Below are 21,846 nucleotides of genomic sequence, written 5' to 3'. Positions count from 1 at the left end.
CGCTAACAATGCTTTAATTACCCAATCTGCACATTTTCCAGACACTCCTTCAGTCTTCTCATTGCTTCGCGCAGATTTTCCTCTGAAGTGGCATAAGAAAAACGGATACAATGTGGATTTCCAAATGAAACTCCGCCCACTGTTCCCACATGCGCTTCATCCAAAAGGAACATCGCAAAATCATCGGCATCTTTGATGTAGGTCCCATTCAACGTTTTGCCGCAATAATAGGAAATATCAGGGAAAAAGTAAAATGCCGCTTTCGGATAATTAATCTTAAAATGGGGAACCTCCTTCAGCAATTCGTAAACGATTTCCCGGCGTTTCCCGAATTCCTTAATCATATAATCATATTCCGAAGGATCGGTTTTCAAAGCCTTTACAGACGCTTTTTGAGCCACCGTGTTCGGTCCGGAAGTCATCTGTCCCTGGATTTTTTCGCAGGCTTGAGCCAACCAGTTTGGACACGCTGAATAACCGATTCTCCAACCGGTCATGGCATAAGCTTTAGACATTCCGTTGATTACTGCGGTTTGCTCATAAACCTGCGGAAATTCCGCAATTGAAGTATGTTTTCCGTCATAATTGATCCGTTCATAAATTTCATCGGAAATGATTGTGATCTGCGGATATTTCGCAATTACATTCGCTATTTTTTCAAGTTCCTCATAAGTGTAGAAACTTCCCGAAGGATTGCACGGTGAAGAATAGAGGAGTGCCTTTGTTTTTGGCGTGATTGCTTTTTCAAGTTGTTCCGCCGTCATCTTAAAATCGTTTTCGATAGAGGTTTCCACAAAAACGGAGGTTCCGCCCATCATTTTTACCATTTCATCATAACTCACCCAGTACGGAGCCGGAAGAATCACTTCGTCGCCGTCATCAATGATCGAAGCCAAAACGTTCAGAATGGATTGTTTGGCACCGTTTGAAACACAGATTTGTTTTGGGAGATAATCCAGGTTGTTGTCGCGCTTCAGTTTTTCGCACACTGCTTCCCTCAAATCCAAAAATCCCGGGACAGGGGAGTAATGACTGAAATTATTATCAATGGCGTCAAAAGCGGCCTTTTTAATGTTTTCCGGCACGTCGAAATCGGGTTCCCCCAATGTCAAACTGATCACATCGATTCCTTTTGCTTTCATTTCTCTCACCTTGTTGCTCATCACGAAGGTTTGTGAAAAACTCATCCTTTGCAACCGTTGCGAATATTTTTCCATAAGATTTTTAAATGTTTCCAAAGGTAAATTCTTTTTTTAAGTTTTCAAAACCATAAAATATAGTTTCATTTATTTAATTTTGCCAGAAATCCATAGAAATGCCTGATCAACTCGTAAAAAAATATTTCCCGGACCTTTCCGAAGAACAGAAAAACCAGTTTCAGAAATTGGGAAAATTGTATTCGGAATGGAATGAAAAAATCAACGTCATTTCCAGAAAAGACATGGATTCACTCTATGAAAAGCACGTGCTACATTCGCTCGGAATAGCAAAGGTAATGGAATTCGCACCCGGAACAAAAGTTTTGGATATAGGAACTGGGGGCGGTTTTCCGGGAATTCCTCTGGCGATTCTTTTTCCGGAAGTCCAGTTCACGCTGGTTGATTCAATTGGCAAAAAAATAACTGTGGTAAAAGCGGTTGCTGAAGAATTGGGCTTAAAGAATGTCGTCGCAGTTCATGGAAGGGCTGAAAGTCTGAAGGAGAAATTTCATTTCGTGGTGAGCAGAGCCGTCACTCAAATGCCGGTTTTCCTTCGGTGGTTAAAGGGCAAATTCGAAAAAGAGCAGTTCAACCCAAAACACAATGGAGTTCTATATTTGAAAGGTGGCGATTTGGCGGAGGAATTGGCGGGATTAAAAGTAGAGATCTTCAACCTTAAAAATATTTTTGAAGGAGCTTTTTTTGAAACCAAAAAAGTAGTATATTTATCTAAAGGTAATTTCAATTCGTAAACCTTACAATAACTGATTATTTTTTTACGTTTAAATAAAAATTTGAATCAATGAAAAAGACAACTTTATTTGCTATTCCACTTCTCGCAGCACTTTCTCTGACCAGCTGCAAAGATGACCGAATGGGAGACGAAGTAAAAAGTATCGATCCGGTAAAAATCGACAGCGTGAATATTCCCAAAGATTCCATGGAGGTTACTTCGATCATGAAAATTTGGACTTATTCCAATCTACAGTCAAAATGTGAAGGTTTTTACGGTTATGACTACATCCACGTGGATGAGTTTACCCGAAATGTGACTTCCTACAAATTTAAGACGGATGCATCATGTGGTGAACAAGTAACTCGTTATCAGGAAATTAGATTTCAACCGCAAAAAGTAGGCAACTACACGTTTAAATTCTGGAACGGAAAAGATTCTGGCGGACAAAACGTTTGGATCCAGAAAAACATTAAGGTTTACTAGTTCAGTTTAGCACGAAATTACCATTAAAGACATTAGGAAATTTTGGTTCCTAATGTTTTTTTTGCCTTAAAATCCGTATTTTTCAGTTTTTAAATAGCTATGAAATTCCTCAGCAAGATTATTACCGAACTCCTGTCCGAAAACAAGGACTTGTCCACTTTCGATTTCGTTCTTCCCGGAAAGCGACCGATTGTATTCATCAAAGAAATTTTGAAAGAAAAACAATATCAGGGATTTTTGCCAAACTTTTTCACTATTGAAGATCTCATTCAGGAAATCTCTGGAAAACAGCTTCTGCAGGGAATCGGATTGTGGTTGTTCGCCTTCGATATCTATCGCGGAATACAGCCCTCCGAAGATTTTGCCGGCTTCTTGAAATGGTTTCCCACCATCGCCAAAGATTGGGACGATATGCTGAAATTTTCGGAAAACGACAATGCTGTTTTGGAATACATGTTTGATGAGGAAAGAATCAAAAACTGGTCTGAAAATCTTGGTGATTCCGAAGATTCCGCAAGAAAAAAATTCCTCAATTTTTGGCAGAAAATGAAATTGTTTTTGCCTTTGCTAAAGTCCGGATTACAGTCAGAAAATATCGCCACTTCGGGAATGATCCACGAATCGGCAAAACATAAGATTTCAAATTTCGCCGCTGAAACCCATCGGAAATTTGTTTTTTGTGGATTCAACGCCTTAACTCCTGTAGAAGAAAAACTAGTCCGAAACCTGCTTCAGCAAGACAAAGCGCAATGTTTTTTCCAGGCAGATGAATATTATGTCAATGACGAAAGACAAGAAGCCGGGAAATTCCTGAGAGCACTCAAAACTTGGAAGGAATTCAATTACAGCAGGGATTTCCACTGGATTGAAAACGATTTCTTGCAACCGAAGGAAATCAAAATCTACGAAGTTTCGGGAAATATCACCCAAACCAAAGTCTTACCTAAAATCTTAAGCCAGTTTTCCGACCAGGATTTATCCAAAACTGCAGTAATTCTTTTAGATGAAAACCTTTTGCCTGCAAGCTTAGACGCATTGAGCACCGTTCCACAGTTGAACATTACCATGGGTTTTCCGCTGAAGAACTTAAGTTTCAGCAATGCGATGAAAAACCTGTTCTACCTTCAGAAACAGTTAGAGAAAAAGGATTCCTCTTATTATTACAAAGATGTTCTCTCGATTTTAGAGGAGATCCCAAATAATGAAAGCGATGCTGAAATAATTGCCAATTTCAAAGCGGTCATTGAGGAAAGAAATATCGTATATATTTCAAAGAAACTCTTTGGCGAGCTGCTTTCCAGGGTTTCCTATTTTAATCTTCTGGTAAAAGCAGAGTCTTCGAATTCGTTTTTGAATGAGTTGATTTCTTTTTGCAACATCTTAAAATTCAGTGAAATATACGATATTTTATATGAAAATATCGCCCATTTTGAAAAAAGTTTCAAGATCATCAAAAACCAGATCACTCCCTATTCTTTCGCCATAAAGATGGAAACTTTGGAGGTTTTGATCAATCAATTGGTCAATTCGGAAACTATTGATTTTCAAGGCGAACCGCTTCGTGGTTTGCAGGTGATGGGACTATTGGAATCGCGGCTTTTGAATTTTGAAAATATCATTTTGTTGTCGGTCAATGAGGGAAAACTTCCGCTCGGTAACTCCCAGAATACCTATATTCCGTTTGATGTGCGGCAACATTTTGGGCTGCATACTTTCCTGGAAAACGACAGCATTTATGCCTATCATTTTTACCGTTTAATTCAGGATTCCAAAAAAGTATATCTGCTTTTTAACGCATTGAGTTCCGGTGTAAACATTGGTGAACAAAGCCGTTTCATCACGCAGTTGGAAATTGAGGATCATTTCCATGAGCTTAAAAAAGTGGTGATCGAAAACAGTTCCGAACCGATCAACCAAGAACCGATGACCATTGAAAAAACACCTGCAGTACTTGAAAAATTGCAGGAATGGAAATCCAGAGTTTCTGCTTCACATCTTAATTCCTTCATCTATAATCCGATTGATTTCTATTTGACCAAAATTTTGAAAACCAAAGAAAGTGTCGAAATCGAAGAAGAACTTTCACAGAGAAATTATGGAAGTTTGGTGCATTTTACTTTGCAGTTTATCTATAAAGAACTGATAGGTAAAAAACTGACTGTTAATGATTTACAACTTTCAAATGAAGCGATTAATAATGCTATGGATAAAGCGATTTTGGAACTGAAACATCAACCTGAGTTTTATGAAAGGGGAATGAACTATATCCACAAATCCATTGCAGAAAGAGTGGTGCGAAGCATTTTGGACTTTGACAAAAAACTTATAGAATCGGGAAATTCCCTGGAAATTATCGATGTGGAAGGAAATTTTGATCAAATTCAGTTTTACCTTAATGAGGAAAAGACCGATGAAGTAAATTTTTACGGATTCATTGACCGAATCGACCGCTTAAACGGAAATATACGGATCATCGATTTTAAAACCGCAAAAACCAAAAACCTTTCCATCAAAGCCGCAAAAAATGAAGAAGAGAAAGAGAAGTTGCATCAGCTTTTCCTGCGCGACGATTACAAACAGGCGATGCAGCTTTCCATTTATGCTTACTCGGTATTAAATAAGAAAGAAACAGTGGATCATGCGGTACAATGCGGAATCTGGAGTTTTGCAGAAGTGAATAAAGGCGTACAAAATCTGGCGATTTTCGGGGAAACCGAAATCACCAAATCAAACCTTGAAACTCCGATGGAATCGGTAAAAAATGTGATTTTGAAAATTCTTAATCCTGATGAAAATTTTGTGGAGACTGAAAAACAAACGTGGAATGCTTAAGCATTTGCCTTTCTCATTTTGAACTGAATTTTCAAATCAAAATGTGGAAAACCCGATTTTTTTTTCAGTCTTTTTTCCGCTACTTTTACCAATTATTAGCACAAATGATGAGCTTTAAATTGGTTCATTTATTGGGTTCTTGCATCATAATTTATGTATTTAATATTCGACACCGAAACCACCGGTTTACCTAAAAATTTCAATGCTCCACTGACCGATTCCGAGAATTGGCCCAGAATGGTGCAGATTGCTTGGCAACTTCATGACAAAGACGGAAATCTGCTTGAAAATCAGGATTATATCATCAAGCCGGAAGGTTTTGACATTCCCTTTAAAGCATCTCGAATTCATGGAATTTCCACCAAACTGGCCAATGAGGAAGGGCGTGATTTAAAGGAGGTTTTGGAAGAATTTCAACAAGTGTTGAAGAAAGCGGAAATTGTTGCCGGACACAATATTGATTTCGACTACAAAATCGTGGGAGCCGAATTTTATAGGAAAAACTTGGAAAATTCCCTGTCAGAAATTCCTTCCGCAGACACCATGTTGCAGGGAACGGAATTTTGCAGGCTTCCGGGTGGAAAAAGTGGAAAATTCAAATCCCCGAAACTCCAGGAACTTTTCAAAATATTGTTCGATGAAGAGTTTGATGAAGCGCACAATGCCGCTGCAGATGTGAACGCCACCGCACAGATTTTCTTCGAAATGATGAGAATCGGGCTTTTTCCCGCCTCACACCTGAAAATTTCGGAGGACCAATTACAGCATTTCATTAAATCTCATCCGAATCCGTTCAAGCCATTTCCTATCATTATTCGAAGACAGGTTGCAGCCTCGAAAAAGAAAAAGACAGTCGATTTCGGCGATACCGATGAAGTGGATTTGGGTGATTATTTCAATTTCCACAATCACAGTATTTATTCCTCATTGCAGGCTTCCACGGATATTTCAGATCTTTTGGAAAAAGCCAAAAAGAATAATTTTCCGGCCATTGGAATTGTGGATTTAGGAAATATGATGGGCGCCTTTAAGTTCATTGCAGAAATTGAAAACTGGAATTCTGAGTGCAAAAAGTTCAATGTAACCTACGATACCGAAAAAGACAAACCCCGTGATGAGGAGGAAGAAAAGCAGTTTCAAAAAAATAAGGCTAAATTTTTGGGTCAAAAATATGATTTCGTGCCCATTGTGGGTTCAGAATTCTATATTTCCGACCGACCTGAACAAAAACAGTTTACCAAGGACGATCCGGACCGAAGAACCAATGTGGTGCTGCTGGCCAAAAATTTCAATGGCTATAAAAATCTCACCAAACTATCGAGTTTAGGTTATGTAAACGGTTTCTATTTTGGTGTTCCCAGAATTTCAAAAGCGATGATCGCCGAATATAAGGAAGACCTCATTGCGTTGACAGCAGGAATTAATGGCGATGTTCCAGACACCATTTTAGAATATGGCGAACAAAAAGGGGAGGAGGTTTTCAAATGGTGGAAGGAGACTTTTGGGGATGATTTCTATGTTCAGATTCAGAACCATGAAGTAGAAGAAGAAGACCATTTGAACGAGGTTTTACTGGAATTGGCAGACAAATACCAAGTGAAAATTCTTGCCCAAAATGAAACCTTCTACACCGAAAAAGAGGATGCCCATATTCAGGATATTTTGTGTTGCATCAAAGATGGTGAGAAACTTTCATCCCCAATTGGAAAAGGTTTTGGTAAGAGGAGAGGACTTCCAACCACTGAATTTTACATGAAGGATGAGGCAGAATTAAAGCAGACATTCCGGGCCTTTCCGGATGCTTTTGAAGCCTATACAGAGTTTTTGGCGAAATTTGAACCTTACCGTTTGAAAAGGGACGTTCTGCTTCCAGAATTTGATATTCCAGAAAAATTCCGTTCTGAGGAGGATAAAATCGACCACGGGAAAAGGGGAGAAAATGCCTATTTAAGGGATTTGACTTACGAAGGTGCAAAAAAAAGATATGGCGAACTGAGCGACACCATTAAGGAAAGATTAGATTTTGAATTAGATGTAATCGCAAATACCGGCTACCCAGGTTATTTTCTCATCGTGCAGGATTTTTGCAAACAGGCGAGAGAAATGGGAGTCTGGGTGGGTCCAGGTCGTGGTTCTGCAGCAGGTTCTGCAGTTGCTTACTGTATTGGAATTACCAACGTGGATCCCATTGAATATGACCTCCTTTTTGAGAGATTCCTGAATCCGGAAAGGATTTCCATGCCCGATATCGACATCGATTTTGATGACGAAGGCCGGGACAAGATCATCAAATGGGTGGTCGATAAATACGGAAAAACCAATGTGGCCCAAATTATAACCTACTCCGTGCTGGGTGGAAAATCTGCGATCAAAGATGCAGGAAGGGTTTTGGATGTTTCCATTCCAGAAACCAATAATATCGCAAAATTAATCCCGTCAACACCGGGAATGAACATCGCGAAAGCTTTATCAAAATTTGAAAAATTAAGTCCGGAAGACAAAATGTTGGTTCAGGAAATGAAAGATATTCTGGAACATCCAAATCCAGAAGACGAACGTTTTAAAGTGCTTTCTGCGGCCCAAAAAATGGAAGGTTGCATCAGAAATACCGGAATTCATGCATGTGGAGTCATCATCACTCCGGAAGATATTTCGAATCTCGTTCCCATAACGATTGCTGCGAAAGATGCAGATATTTTGGTTTCCCAGTTCGACAATTCCGTGGCGGAAAGTGCAGGACTTTTAAAAATGGATTTCTTGGGTTTAAGGACTTTAACCATCATTAAACACGCTGTTCGCCTCATTAAGCAAAAACATGGCGTAGAGATTGACATCGACAAAATTCCACTCACCGATGCCAAGACTTTTCAGCTGTTCAAAGAGGGGAGAACCATAGGAATATTCCAGTATGAAAGTCCCGGAATGCAGAAATACATGCGGGAACTCAAACCGACTGATTTCTCCGATTTAATTGCCATGAACGCACTATACAGACCAGGACCAATCAAATATATTCCAAATTTCATCAACCGAAAACATGGTTTGGAGGAGGTTGTTTACGATTTAGAAGAAACCAAAGAATACCTGCAGGAAACCTATGGAATTACGGTTTATCAGGAACAGGTTATGCTGCTGTCGCAAAAACTCGCCAACTTTACCAAAGGTGAGGCGGATACCTTAAGAAAGGCTATGGGTAAAAAGCAAAAAGCGGTTCTGGACAAAATGTATCCGAAATTTATCGAAGGCGGAAAAAGCAATAATCTGGATGAAGAAAAACTCAACAAAATCTGGAAAGACTGGGAAGCCTTTGCAGAATATGCGTTCAACAAATCGCACTCCACCTGCTATGCGCTGATTGCTTATCAAACCGCTTATCTCAAGGCAAATTATCCAGCGGAATATATGGCAAGTGTGATGAGTAATAACATCAACAATACCTCGCAGATCACGCTATTCATGGAGGATTGCCAGAATATGGGAGTAGATGTTTTGGGTCCGGATGTGAATGAATCGCAATATGAATTTGCGGTCAACGAAAAAGGACAAATCCGTTTTGGTTTGGGTGCCATCAAAGGAATTGGAGAAGGTCCAAGTGAAGCGATCGTGCAAGCTAGAAAGCATGAGCGGTTCAAAAATATTTATGATTTCTTTGAAAGAGTTCCCAGCACGCAAATCAATAAAAGAGTAGCGGAAAGTTTGGTTTTTGCGGGCGCATTCGACGAAGTGGACAAATACCACCGTGCGCAGTATTTCGATATCGATAATTCGGGCAGAACCAATATAGAAAGGCTTTTGAAGTATGGCCAAAGCTTTCAGGAAGGCAAAAACGAGATTGAAAACTCGCTGTTTGCAGATTTTGCGAATGAAGTACAGATTGAGCAACCAAAAATCAATCCCGCTCCAGAATGGCAGAATCTGAACAAACTCAATAAGGAAAAGGAAATTATCGGTTTCTATCTTTCGGCACATCCGCTTGATGAATACAAATTCCAGTACCAATTCATTCAGGGCGCATTGGCAAAAAAAGAAATTTTGGAAGGCAAGAAGGATAATCTGGAAGAGTTGGAAAAAGTGATTTTGGCGGTTGATGCCTCTGAACAAAGCGACCTAGACGAGGATTTGATAGATGTTCCAATAGATATTTCCGATGAAGAAGACGCCATCATTGAAGAGCCTACAAAAGTTGTGGAAGCTAGAGGAAGCTTCAATTTCCTGAATCTAAATGAAGTGGAATCTTTCAAAGAAACGGTTTTTGGTAAACAACCGGATTTGTTTTCCGATGAAAAATTGTCATGGAAAGAAAAACAGGCCATCAGAAATAATGCACCGGAATATATGGTTGCAGGAATGGTAACGGAATATACTGTGCGAGATGGCAAAAACAGCGGTGAAAAAGTCGCATTTATCACCTTGGAAGACTACAGTGGAAGTTACGGATTTCGGCTTGGAGACCGTGATTATATGAGGTTGCGCGATAAAATTGATGTGCAGCGTTTCGTCATCTTCAAGATCAAGTTTTCCCAATCAAAAGACGGACGGGTTTTCGTGAATGTTGCAGATGTTATTGATTTAAAAGAAGCTTTTGACAAATTTGCAAAAAGCCTGTCAGTGGTTGTCAATATACAGGATCTGCGGAAAGATGACATTACTTTCTTCAAAAATATGATCAATGAAAGCAAGGGTGAGCAAAAATTACAGTTTTATGTAAAAAACCCTGAAGACAACAGTCATATTGAGTTGCGTTCTCTCCAAAGCAATATCCACATCAACGGCGATTTACTGCAAATCTTCAATGTAGAAAGCAAATTCCAGATTTATTTGAATTAGGAGGTCTCTAAATTAATTCTAAAGTATTTACCATTCAGCAGGCGACAAATCTCCTGGGAGAGTGCTTCGGTATGAAAATTGATAGAAGTAGGAAATTTCTAGTTTGTGTTGCTGCGATTGCATGTATTTAACATAATATAAATTATAGGACATTTTAAAAAACTATCAATCGTAATTAAAACTACATTTATTATCAGAATTACATCTTCCCTCAACATTGTCCCTATTTTCTCGGAAATATTTCATAAATCCCTCCATAGAAATTATACAGTCCATTCTCAAAGATTAGCAAGGAACAAAATCTGCCACCAATCTGAATTTTGTAGGGATTCTTCGTCCTATTAATTTTCCTTTGAAAAAATAAACTCGGTGAATTTTTGAACGCTGAAATTAAAAAAAAACAGTTAAACCAAAATTTTTGCCTGCAATAAATATGGCGCAATCAATATTCATAAATACAGTTCCATCTTTGAAGGACTACTTCTTCGCAACTGGATTACGTTTTTTTAAAACCTGGAAATTATTGTTGACGACGCCGGGAAAATTTCCGCAACCAAATATCCAATAAACGAGATTTAAGCGTTCCGAAAACCAGATTCTTAGCCTTTGCCAAAATGGATGATCTGCAATTTTATTTAACATAATATTATTAAGCTTCAATTCCTTAAATTTTAGTATCTTCAAGCCTTGTTTTAAACCCTGTTTATTGACTATGAAAAATCTTATTTTGTCCTTATCAATGGTACTTTTTGTGATGAGCTGTGAAAAAAAATCCACTGAACCGGAAATGACCGCTACACCATCCGATTCCCTCACCGTGCCCGAAACAAATGAACCGGTTGAACCCTCTACCCTTCAAACCTGCTTTATGGCAAATACCGAAAAAGATTCCATTTTTCTGACTTTGGACGATAATCTGGGGACTTTTACCGGAAAACTGCGCTACAAGAATTTTGAAAAAGACAGTTCCTTTGGCGATATTGTGGGAAATCAAAACGGCGATACCCTCAAGTTAAACTACACGTTCCAATCCGAAGGTATGACTTCTGAGCGGGAAATCTTCTACCTGAGAAAAGATGGAAATTTGATTGAAGGAATCGGAGATCACAAAACCGAAGGAAAAAAAGAGGTTTATGCCAACTATACAAAAATCAAATATGAAGGTCATATCCTGAAGCAAGAAGATTGCACCGCAGTAGATCAGAAAATGAAGGAGAAGTAGCCCACTACAAAATAAAATTTGAAGAATCTCAATTAGCAGAGCTCTTCTTTTTTTAAGAATTATTCGCCCATTTTTTTTATGTCCCAATAAAGAAATTAATTGTTATTTTTGTTTCCTATGATGATAGATGATTCGAAAAACAAGCAAAGTTTGCAGGATTTAATCGACACCAAAGACTTTTTGGAGCACGTCTCAGTGGACTGCACGATTTTTGGATTCTCCGAAGGAATTCTAAAAGTTTTGCTCCTGAAATACCACGATTTGGATTTGTGGTCTCTTCCGGGCGGTTTCGTTTTTAACAATGAGGATTTAGACATTGCCGCAACCAGAGTGCTTTACGAGCGAACACTCCTGAAAGATATTTTCCTCTCCCAGTTTCACACTTTTGGCGATTTGGACCGAACTGAAAATAACGTCCACCGAATTTTGTTAAAGAATAAAGGCATCGAAGTTCCAAAAGACCATTGGATTTTTCAGCGTTTCATTACGGTTGGCTACTGCAGCTTGATCGACTTTTCAGTAGCGGACACTTTTCCAAGTGCATTGAATGAGGAATGTGCATGGTTTGAGGTGAAAAACCTCCCGAAGATGGCTTTCGATCACGAGAAAATTATTGCCAAAGGTTTGGAACACATCCGGAAAAACATTGATACTCAAATTGTTGCAAGCAATCTTCTTCCCGAAAAATTCACCATGAAGCAAATGCAAACCGTGTATGAAACCGTGCTTGATGAAAAATTTAGGAGAAATAATTTCCAACGTAAAATTCTGGGCATGAATTCTTTGGAGCGTTTGGAGAAACTCTTTGATGGTTCCGCGAACAAAGCACCCTATCTCTACCGTTTCAAAAATGAAAAATTAAATCTTTTAAATTAGTTAAAATTTCATCATCTTCCCAAAAAATCTTAATTTTAGCCAAATAAAAAAATTATGTCATATTACCCACTTTCAGCGATACCGGATTACTATTTAATGGACGAACTCCTCACCGATGAACACAAATTAATCCGGCAATCGGTACGTGATTGGGTTGAAAGTTTTGTGATGCCAAAAATCGATGAAGCCGCACAAAATCATCACGATATTCCAAATTTAATGCAGGAACTGGGTAAAATTGGCGCACTCGGCCCATATATTCCGGTTGAATACGGTGGTTCTGGATTAGATCAAATCTCTTACGGAATCATCATGCAAGAACTTGAAAGAGGCGATTCTGCCGTTCGTTCAGCGGCATCCGTTCAAAGTTCTTTGGTCATGTTTCCAATCAACGAGTTTGGTTCAGAAGAACAAAAAATGAAATACCTCCCCAAATTGGCCTCTGGCGAAATGATTGGCGCATTTGGTTTAACGGAGCCTAATCACGGATCAGATCCTGGTTCCATGGAAACCCATTTTGAGGACAAAGGCGACCACTATTTATTAAATGGCGCGAAAATGTGGATTACCAATGCTCCACTTTGCGACATCGCTGTGGTTTGGGCAAAAAATGAGGATGGAAAAATTCAGGGAATGATTGTAGAAAGAAGTTTCGAAGGATTTACCACTCCCGAAACCCACAATAAATGGAGTCTTCGAGCATCGAAAACCGGCGAGCTGGTTTTCCATAATGTGAAAGTTCCGAAAGAAAACCTTTTGCCAAATGTCATTGGATTAAAAGGACCTTTATCCTGCCTAAACTCTGCCCGATACGGAATTTCCTGGGGAGTGATTGGTGCTGCGATTGACTGTTACTGCACCGCGGTACAATATTCCAAAGAGAGAAAACAGTTCGGAAAACCCATTGCTTCATTCCAACTCCAACAGAAAAAACTGGCTGAATTCTTAACCGAAATCACCAAGGCGCAATTGCTGTGCCTTCAGTTAGGAAATCTCAAAAATGCGTACAAAGCGAGTCCGGCTCATATTTCAATGGCGAAAAGAAATAACGTGAAAATGGCGATTGACATTGCGAGAGAATCTCGGCAAATCCTGGGCGGAATGGGAATCATGGGTGAATTCCCAATGATGCGCCACGCTGCAAACCTGGAATCCGTAATTACTTATGAAGGAACACACGACATTCACCTCCTGATTACAGGACTGGATATTACCGGAATTAGCGCCTTTGGATAAACCCTAAATCATTAAATATCAAAACCTTGAAAATTTACACTTCAAGGTTTTTTTATATCTGACAAGCAGCCTCAACATTTCACCAAAATCATTATCTTTGTTAAATATGGAATTGACTAAGGAAAACATCTCTCAGGAAATCTTGCTCAAAGCTTTCAACCACATGATGCTCGCCAAAGCAATGGCAGACATTTATGAAGAAAACAGAAATATCACAAAATACGTGCACTCCACTTCCCGTGGACACGAAGCGATTCAGCTGGCAACAGCCTATCAATTAACCAAAGACGATTGGGTTTCCCCATATTACCGCGATGAAAGTCTGCTTTTGGGGATCGGTTTTGAACCCTACCGATTAATGCTGCAACTATTGGCAAAAGCTCACGATCCTTTTTCTGGCGGGCGTTCCTATTATTCACATCCTTCAAGCCTTGAAGAAGATAAACCGAAAATCATCCATCAAAGTTCGGCAACCGGAATGCAAACTATTCCTACGACCGGAGTTGCGCAAGGAATCAAATACATCCAGGAATTCAATCTGCAGCAGTTTGAGAACAATCCTGTGGTTGTTTGCTCACTTGGCGATAATTCGGTGACTGAAGGCGAAGTTTCGGAAGCGTTTCAATTTGCCGCACTTCACCAGTTGCCGATTATTTTCTTGGTTCAGGACAACGAATGGGGAATTTCGGTAACCAAAGAGGAAGCAAGAACTGCCGATGCATACGATTTTGTGGCAGGTTTTACCGGAATGAACAGAATGAGAGTTGATGGAACCGATTTTGTGGAAAGTTTCGAGGCGATGAAAAACGCAGTCGATTTCGTTCGAACCGAAAGAAAACCTATGGTGGTGTGTGCAAAAACCGTTTTGATCGGGCATCATACATCCGGCGTGAGAAGGGAATTTTATAGAGATGAAGCGGATTTGGAAAAACACCGGGCGAAAGATCCGGGAAATATCCTCAGAAAAAGATTATTGGAAGACGGAGTTGATGAAGATCTTTTAAAACAAATTGAGAAAAAAGCCAGATTGGAAGCTGAACAAGCCTTTCAAAAAGCGATCGAAGCGGAAGATCCAAAACCGGAAACAGTTGAAAATTTTGTTTTCGCACCTACTCCGGTTACTGAAGAAAAAGGGATCAGAGTTCCGGATCAAGCCACCGAAAAAATCGTGATGGTGGATGCAGCCATTCATGCCATTCAGGAACTGATGTGGAAACATCCGGAAGCGTTGCTTTATGGACAGGATGTGGGAGAAAGAATTGGTGGGGTTTTCCGGGAAACCGTGACTTTAGGTCAAAAATTTGGAAACAAACGGGTTTTTAACACTGCGATTCAAGAAGCATATATCATCGGTTCCACTGTGGGAATGAGTGCAGTGGGTTTAAAACCAATCGTGGAAGTTCAGTTTGCGGATTACATTTATCCCGGAATCAACCAATTGATTACAGAAATTTCAAAATCTTCGTATTTAAGTGGAGGAAAATTTCCAGTTTCGAACATCATCCGTGTTCCAACCGGCGCTTACGGAGGAGGCGGTCCTTATCACAGCGGAAGCGTGGAAAGTATTCTGGCAAATATTAAAGGAATCAAAATCGCCTATCCAAGTAATGCTGCAGATTTTAAAGGGTTGTTAAAAGCCGCATACTACGATCCGAATCCGGTCATCATGCTGGAACATAAAGGATTATACTGGAGCAAAGTACCGGGAACTGAAGAAGCAAAAACTATCGAGCCGGATGAAGACTATATCTTGCCTTTCGGCAAAGCGAACATTATTTTGGAAGCCGATCCAGCTGAAATTGAAAAAGGCCGAACTTTGGTGATCGTCACTTATGGAATGGGGGTTTACTGGGCGAAAGAAGCGGCGAAATCTTTTGAAGGAAGAGTTGAAATCATCGATTTGCGGACCCTGATTCCTTTGGATGAAAAACTCGTTTTTGAAAGAGTAAAACTTCATGGAAAATGTATCGTTTTGACTGAGGAACAAATCCAGAACTCCTTTGCGGAAGCTTTTGCACATAGGATTTCTAAAAACTGTTTCCAACATCTCGACTTGCCAGTGGAAACAGTAGGATCGCTGAATTTGCCTGCCATCCCAATCAACCTGGTTCTAGAAAAAGAAATGTTGCCGAATGCCGAAAAATTGAGGGAGAAAATCACGGAAATTTTTATCCTGTAATTTCGCCCACCCATTTCCTGTATTTGCACAGCTGTTCCTAAAATCAAAGGCATTAACTAATTTTGCCTAGACTAAAGGTTCCATAAACCCGTCTGTGGAAATTTAAATTAAAACTTTTATCCAAAAATGTCTGAAAATATCCAACAGAAAATAATTGAGCTTCGCGAGGAGCTTCATCAGCATAATTATTACTATTACGTTCTCGATGAACCTACGATTTCGGATTTTGAATTTGATGCCAAACTGAAAGAACTTCAGGAGTTGGAAAATCTCCATCCGGAATTTTTCGATCCCAACTCCCCCACTCTTCGTGTGGGTGGCGAAATCACCAAGAATTTCCCAACCGTTCAGCACCAGTTCAGAATGTATTCTCTGGATAATTCCTATGATTTCAATGATTTGGAAGATTGGGAAAACCGCATCATCAAGACGATCAGTGATCCGGTGGAATTTGTAGCTGAGCTGAAATTTGACGGTGCTTCCATTTCCATCCTTTACGAAAACGGAAAGATGAAGGAGGCTGTAACACGAGGTGATGGATTCCAGGGAGATGAAATCACCGCGAATGTAAGAACCATTTCAGATATTCCACTGGTTTTAAAGGGAGATTTCCCGGAGTGGTTTTTCATGCGTGGAGAAATCTATCTGACCCGAAAAAACTTCGACAAAATTAATGCGAGACGCGAAGAAGAAGGACTGGACCTTTTTATGAACCCAAGAAATACCGCCGCTGGAAGTTTGAAAATCCAGGATTCCGGGGAAGTGAGAAAAAGATGTTTATCAGCAGTCTTGTACCAATTTATTGCTAATGACATTCCGGCGCAAACGCACTGGGAACTTTTGCAAAGTGCCAAAACTTGGGGATTCAAGATTTCCGAGAACGCGAAATTGTGCTCCAATCTGAACGAGGTTAAAGATTTCATTAATTATTGGGATGAAAAGCGACATCAGCTGCCGTTTGAAATTGACGGAATTGTTTTGAAAGTTAATTCATTAAAACAGCAACAACAGCTAGGATACACCGCGAAATCCCCGCGTTGGGCAATAGCGTATAAATTCAAAGCCGAAATGGTGGAAACCGAACTGGAAAAAGTCACCTACCAAGTCGGAAGAACAGGTGCAATTACTCCGGTCGCCAATCTGAAACCTGTTTTGTTAGCCGGAACCATCGTGAAAAGGGCAAGTTTGCATAATGAGGATATCATTAAAAAACTCGGCTTGCACGAGCGTGATTTCGTGTATGTGGAAAAAGGCGGCGAGATTATTCCCAAAATCGTGGGCATCAATTTGGGCAAAAGAAATCCTGCAAATCCCGAAATCCAATACATCAAAAACTGTCCGGAATGTGGCACCGAACTGATAAAAATTGAAGATCAGGCGATTCATTTTTGTCCGAATGAAATGCATTGTCCGCCACAAGTGATCGGCAGAATGATTCACTTCGTATCCAGAAAAGCGCTGAACATAGAAAGTTTGGGACAGGAAACCATCGCTCAACTGAACCGTGAAAAACTGATAGAAAATCCTGCGGATTTATACACCTTGACTAAAGAGCAGCTACTGCCTTTAGAAAGAATGGCTGAAAAATCTGCACAAAATATTTTGGACGGCATTGAAAAGTCAAAAGCGATTCCTTACGAAAAAGTCCTGTTCGGAATTGGGATCAAACACGTTGGAGAAACGGTTGCCAAGAAATTAGCGAAGAATTTTGAATCGATTGATGCGTTAAAAAATGCGTCCGTAGAGGAACTGATACAAGTGGAAGACATCGGTGAAAAAATCGCGGAAAGCATTGTAGATTTCTTTAAAAATCCAGAGAATATCGTGATGATCGAAAGGCTGAAATCTTACGGAGTTCAACTGGAAAAAGGAGAAAATGCCACCGAAGTCCTAAGTAACACTTTGGAAAACAAAACCTTCCTCTTCACCGGAAAGCTATCCCTTTTCACCAGAGAATCCGCGGAAGAAATGGTGGAAAAACACGGTGGTAAAAATATCTCTGCGGTTTCCAAAAATCTGAATTATCTGGTGGTCGGCGAAAAAGCCGGAAGCAAACTGAAAAAAGCACAGGAACTGGGAACCGTCACTATTTTGGATGAACAGCAGTTTTTGGATTTAATCAATGGTTGAATGTCATTTGCTTCGTCGTGAATTTAGGTAGAACTCATTGAGCCATCCATTTTCAATTTTTTTTTACAATGGGCAGTTTCCTGCCCATTATAATTTACTGATTGTAACTTTAGTTGTTATTCAGCAGTGGTCGGGTCAATAATGTTTACAACTTCACTTACCGAATTCGCAGGGAATCCGCCTTGTTTAGCATGTTCACGAACCATTTCTTCATTTGGAGCGATATAGACACAGTAGATTTTGTCACCGGTCACATAGCTGTGTACCCATTGAATTTGCGGTCCCATTTTACTGAGCACTCCACAGGAAGTTTGTGAGATTCCTTTCAGTTGTTCGGCAGTTAATTTTCCTGCGCCGGGAATTTCCCTTTCAATTACATACTTTGGCATTGTTATTAATTTATTTTATTCCTACTCATATGGCTTTTCGGGTTACGCCCCGTTTTTATAGTGGTCGCTGGACTCCACTTTTTAACTTTTTTAACCGGACATGAAATTCAAGGACGGACTTCAACTTTAAATCTAAATTATTAAAAAAAATCTGGTAAAACCCATCTTAAGCGAACCGTATAAAATGTCCCCCTCAGAAGAATTAAACTCTTTAATTATTCCTTAACAGTTGGTAATCCCGCTTCCTTCCAAGCGTTTAATCCTCCGTCAAGGTGGGCTATATTTAAATATCCCATTTGTTTAAGGGTTTGGGTTGCCAATGCAGATCTGCCACCAGATGCACATTGGAGTATAATCCTTTTTTCTTTGTCAAATTCAGGTTTATGATATGGAAGTGATGGATCTGCATAAAATTCAATCATTCCTCTCGGAGCATGTACCGAACCTGGGATTTTTCCATTTTTTTCTAATTCTTCCGTTTCTCTAATGTCAATGAGCACTGTTCCGGTTTTTTCCAATTCCTGTTGTACTTGAAGCGGAGTCAGATTTTCGATTTTCTGTTTTGCTTCATTCACCAAATCGGTTGCGGTTTTTTGTTTCATGGTTACTAATTTTTATGGTTAAAATTTGTCTTTTTTTGGATCTAAACTAAAATTTCACTAAGACATGGACTTTTTGCAAATGATAATTCAACAAAAAGCGAATATTTCGAAATATTTTTGCATACGTCTAAATTACAAAAAATTATTAATTTGAATTAAGGAAATCTATCAATGAAAAATGATTAATGGGCTGAGCAAAGAAATCAATCTACTATTCAACCAAAAAATCCCGACTTTTCGGCCGGGATTTGTGTTATTTAATTTTTTTTTAGAAGCTCAAAACTCGAACATCAATTCTTCTGTTTTGTGCTTTACATTCGTCCGTGTCGTTTGCCGCACAAACTGGGAACTGTGAACCATAACCTTCTGCTTCAATGCGGTCGGCTGCAATTCCTAAGTTCATCAGATACAGTTTCGCACTTTGTGCACGGAGATTTGACAATGTTTTGTTACTTTCTGAATTTCCGGTATTGTCTGTGTAACCACCGAGTTTCAATTTCAAATTCGGATAAGCGGTAAGCAATTTCGCGATATTATCCAATTGAGCTTCAGAACCCATCTTCAATTTTTCGCTACCGGTCTGGAAATAAAGATTTTCAATGGTAAACCACTTTTCTTGGTTCAATAAAGTGGGGTCCTTTTTATCGATTCCATTTGCTAATGATGCTATCTGGCTTGCTTCACCAATATTCAGAACATCACCGTTCGGAAGTTTGATCACTGTTGGATTTCCCACATTATAAACATAATCTCCGGTTTCATTTAAAGTTCCGGTTGGTTTTGCCAGATCATATCCTGCTGAATCTTCCACAGCAGCAGAAGTTTCATGAGATGAGCTTCCCGTAACTGCTTTTTGCAGGGTTTCCAACTTCGCTTTTCTGTTCTGGTCAATCTGGTCTTTGTGAAGCACTGCCAAAGTAGGTGCAATGACCAGCGATACGATGGACATCAGTTTGATCAAAATATTCATTGATGGTCCGGAGGTATCTTTAAACGGATCTCCCACAGTGTCGCCGGTTACGGAAGCTTTGTGTGGATCCGAACCTTTGAAATACGTTTTCCCGTTTATATCGACTCCTTTCTCAAAAGATTTCTTTGCATTATCCCAAGCTCCTCCGGCATTGTTTTGGAACATTCCCATTAAGACTCCGGAAACAGTTGCTCCAGCAAGAAAACCTCCCAAAACTTCAGGTCCGAAAATAAATCCAACCAAAAGTGGAGAAACAATAGCAATTGCACCCGGCAAAAGCATTTTCTTAATGGAGGCATCGGTAGAAATCGCCACGCATTTTTCATATTCTGGAACGGCTTTCCCTTCTAGAATTCCAGGGATTTCACGGAATTGGCGACGAACCTCTTCCACCATTGCCATCGCGGCTTTTCCTACAGCAGTAATCGCTAAGGAGGAGAAAATGAAAGGAATCATCCCACCGATAAATAATCCGGCCAAAACATCAGCTCTGTAAATATCAATTCCATCAATTCCTGCAATTCCTACGAATGCCGCAAAAAGCGCTAAAGCCGTCAAAGCAGCAGAAGCAATTGCAAAACCTTTTCCGGTTGCAGCGGTAGTGTTTCCAACCGCGTCTAAAATATCTGTTTTCTCACGAACTTCTTTTGGCAATTCGCTCATTTCAGCAATCCCTCCGGCGTTGTCAGCAATGGGTCCGAATGCATCGATTGCCAACTGCATTGCTGTTGTAGCCATCATTCCGGCCGCAGCAATTGCAACTCCGTAAAGTCCTGCACAAAGGTAAGAACCATAAATTCCACCCGCCAAAACAATGATTGGCAAAAGTGTGGATTCCATTCCTACAGAAAGCCCACCGATGATATTGGTAGCGTGACCTGTGGAAGATTGTCTCACAATACTTTTCACTGGGCGTTTTCCCATTGCCGTATAGTATTCCGTGATAATGCTCATCAAAGTACCTACAATTAACCCCACGATGATTGCGCCGAAAACTCCCATCTTCGTGAATTCGTGTCCTCTTAAAGACATGGTTTCCGGCATCAGGTAATTAACCAGGAAATAAGATGAAATAGCAGTTAAAATGATACTTCCCCAGTTTCCAAAGTTCAAAGCGTTTTGAACAGGGGCGGTGTCCAATTCGGTTTGTTCACTGATTTTCACAAATAAAGTTCCGATGATGGAGAACACGATTCCGGTTCCAGCAATCAACATCGGTAAAAGGATAGGTGCAAAACCACCAAACATATCATTTGAAAGGGTTTCTCTACCCAAAACCATGGTCGCTAAAACTGTTGCCACATAAGAACCGAAAAGGTCGGCTCCCATCCCGGCAACATCTCCCACGTTATCTCCCACATTATCGGCGATGGTTGCTGGGTTTCTTGGATCATCTTCGGGAATTCCGGCTTCCACTTTTCCTACCAAATCGGCGCCCACATCGGCCGCTTTGGTATAGATTCCGCCGCCCACTCTTGCGAAAAGTGCGATGGATTCAGCTCCCAGTGAAAAACCAGTAATGATTTCAATGGTCCTTTCCATTTCAAGGGTATCAACGCCTGAACCTGGTGCAAAAATTTGTCTGATGACGATAAAGATCGTTCCTAAACCAAGAACCGCCAATCCGGCTACCCCCATTCCCATCACGGAACCTCCGGTAAAGGAAACTTTCAAAGCCTTTGCTAAAGAGGTTTTGGCGGCTTCTGCTGTTCGGACGTTTGATTTTGTGGCGATTTTCATACCGATAAATCCTGCGGTTGCTGAAAGAATCGCTCCGAAAACAAAGGCAATACCAATCGACCAATGGGAATTGGCATTGGAAGCACCCATCACACCTAGCAGAATCGCTACAATGGCAACAAAATACAGCATGATTTTGTATTCTGCTTTTAAGAAAGCCATTGCTCCATCGGCGATGTGACCGCTAATCTCCTGCATTCTCTCGTTTCCGGGGTTTTGCTTCCTCACCCAAGAACTTTGTATGAATGTGTAAATCAGCGCAATAATACCGAAAATCGGTACTAAAATGAATAGATCCATAGATTATTATTTAATGTTAAATTTTGTTAACGAAAAGATTTTCCGAAAATACACAATTATTTTAAATTTTCAATGAATTTCCATAAAAAAATAAAGGCAGAAAATAACATCTGCCTTTATTAATC

Annotated in this window: 13 protein-coding genes; 9 read left to right on the top strand and 4 right to left on the bottom strand. The window is 40.0% G+C overall.

Features of this window, described 5'->3' with window-relative positions; genetic code table 11:
• Nucleotides 1-17: 17 nt before the first annotated feature.
• Nucleotides 18-1,217, bottom strand: a complete 1,200-nt coding sequence (locus tag L0951_RS11290; RefSeq protein ID WP_234111372.1) for a pyridoxal phosphate-dependent aminotransferase — start codon at nt 1,215-1,217, stop codon at nt 18-20.
• A gap of 98 nt (nt 1,218-1,315) precedes the next feature.
• On the opposite strand from L0951_RS11290, the gene rsmG reads away from it, so the two are divergent.
• From rsmG to ligA, 9 genes are all read left to right on the top strand, one after another.
• On the top strand, nt 1,316-1,951 hold the full coding sequence (gene rsmG, locus L0951_RS11285; protein ID WP_234111371.1) for a 16S rRNA (guanine(527)-N(7))-methyltransferase RsmG: 636 nt from the start codon (nt 1,316-1,318) through the stop codon (nt 1,949-1,951).
• A 50-nt stretch (nt 1,952-2,001) separates the two neighbouring features.
• Nucleotides 2,002-2,418: a hypothetical protein gene (locus tag L0951_RS11280; RefSeq protein WP_234111370.1), complete on the top strand. Its 417-nt coding sequence runs from the start codon at nt 2,002-2,004 to the stop codon at nt 2,416-2,418.
• Between the two features lie 99 nt (nt 2,419-2,517).
• Nucleotides 2,518-5,250, top strand: coding sequence for a PD-(D/E)XK nuclease family protein (locus tag L0951_RS11275; protein WP_234111369.1), 2,733 nt, complete (start codon nt 2,518-2,520; stop codon nt 5,248-5,250).
• Nucleotides 5,251-5,403: 153 nt separating this feature from the next.
• A complete protein-coding gene (dnaE, locus tag L0951_RS11270; RefSeq protein ID WP_234111368.1) occupies nt 5,404-10,077 on the top strand; it encodes a DNA polymerase III subunit alpha in 4,674 nt (1,557 codons plus the stop codon).
• A gap of 712 nt (nt 10,078-10,789) precedes the next feature.
• Entirely contained in the window at nt 10,790-11,299 is a 510-nt protein-coding gene (locus L0951_RS11265) for a hypothetical protein (protein WP_234111367.1), read from the top strand.
• 150 nt (nt 11,300-11,449) lie between these two features.
• Complete coding sequence (locus L0951_RS11260; RefSeq protein WP_234111366.1) at nt 11,450-12,175, top strand: NUDIX hydrolase; 726 nt, start codon at nt 11,450-11,452, stop codon at nt 12,173-12,175.
• 54 nt (nt 12,176-12,229) lie between these two features.
• Nucleotides 12,230-13,411, top strand: a complete 1,182-nt coding sequence (locus L0951_RS11255; protein WP_234111365.1) for an acyl-CoA dehydrogenase family protein — start codon at nt 12,230-12,232, stop codon at nt 13,409-13,411.
• 106 nt (nt 13,412-13,517) lie between these two features.
• Nucleotides 13,518-15,590 (top strand): thiamine pyrophosphate-dependent enzyme, encoded by a 2,073-nt coding sequence (locus L0951_RS11250; RefSeq protein ID WP_234111364.1) that lies wholly within the window; start codon nt 13,518-13,520, stop codon nt 15,588-15,590.
• A gap of 126 nt (nt 15,591-15,716) precedes the next feature.
• Nucleotides 15,717-17,720 (top strand): NAD-dependent DNA ligase LigA, encoded by a 2,004-nt coding sequence (ligA, locus tag L0951_RS11245; protein ID WP_234111363.1) that lies wholly within the window; start codon nt 15,717-15,719, stop codon nt 17,718-17,720.
• Nucleotides 17,721-17,836: 116 nt separating this feature from the next.
• Here ligA and L0951_RS11240 read toward each other — a convergent pair whose 3' ends face one another.
• The 3 genes from L0951_RS11240 to L0951_RS11230 all read right to left on the bottom strand — a co-directional run bounded on the left by L0951_RS11240 (nt 17,837) and on the right by L0951_RS11230 (nt 21,721).
• Nucleotides 17,837-18,109, bottom strand: a complete 273-nt coding sequence (locus L0951_RS11240) for a DUF4242 domain-containing protein (protein WP_234111362.1) — start codon at nt 18,107-18,109, stop codon at nt 17,837-17,839.
• Between the two features lie 215 nt (nt 18,110-18,324).
• Nucleotides 18,325-18,711 (bottom strand): rhodanese-like domain-containing protein, encoded by a 387-nt coding sequence (locus L0951_RS11235; protein WP_234111361.1) that lies wholly within the window; start codon nt 18,709-18,711, stop codon nt 18,325-18,327.
• A 268-nt stretch (nt 18,712-18,979) separates the two neighbouring features.
• A complete protein-coding gene (locus L0951_RS11230) occupies nt 18,980-21,721 on the bottom strand; it encodes a sodium-translocating pyrophosphatase (protein WP_234111360.1) in 2,742 nt (913 codons plus the stop codon).
• Between the last annotated feature and the right edge of the window lie 125 nt (nt 21,722-21,846).

It is taken from the genome of Chryseobacterium sp. R2A-55, from assembly GCF_021401085.1.
Lineage (GTDB): Bacteria > Bacteroidota > Bacteroidia > Flavobacteriales > Weeksellaceae > Kaistella.
The sequence above is the reverse complement of the archived record's forward strand: the minus strand, read 5'-3'. Positions and strand labels throughout refer to the sequence as shown.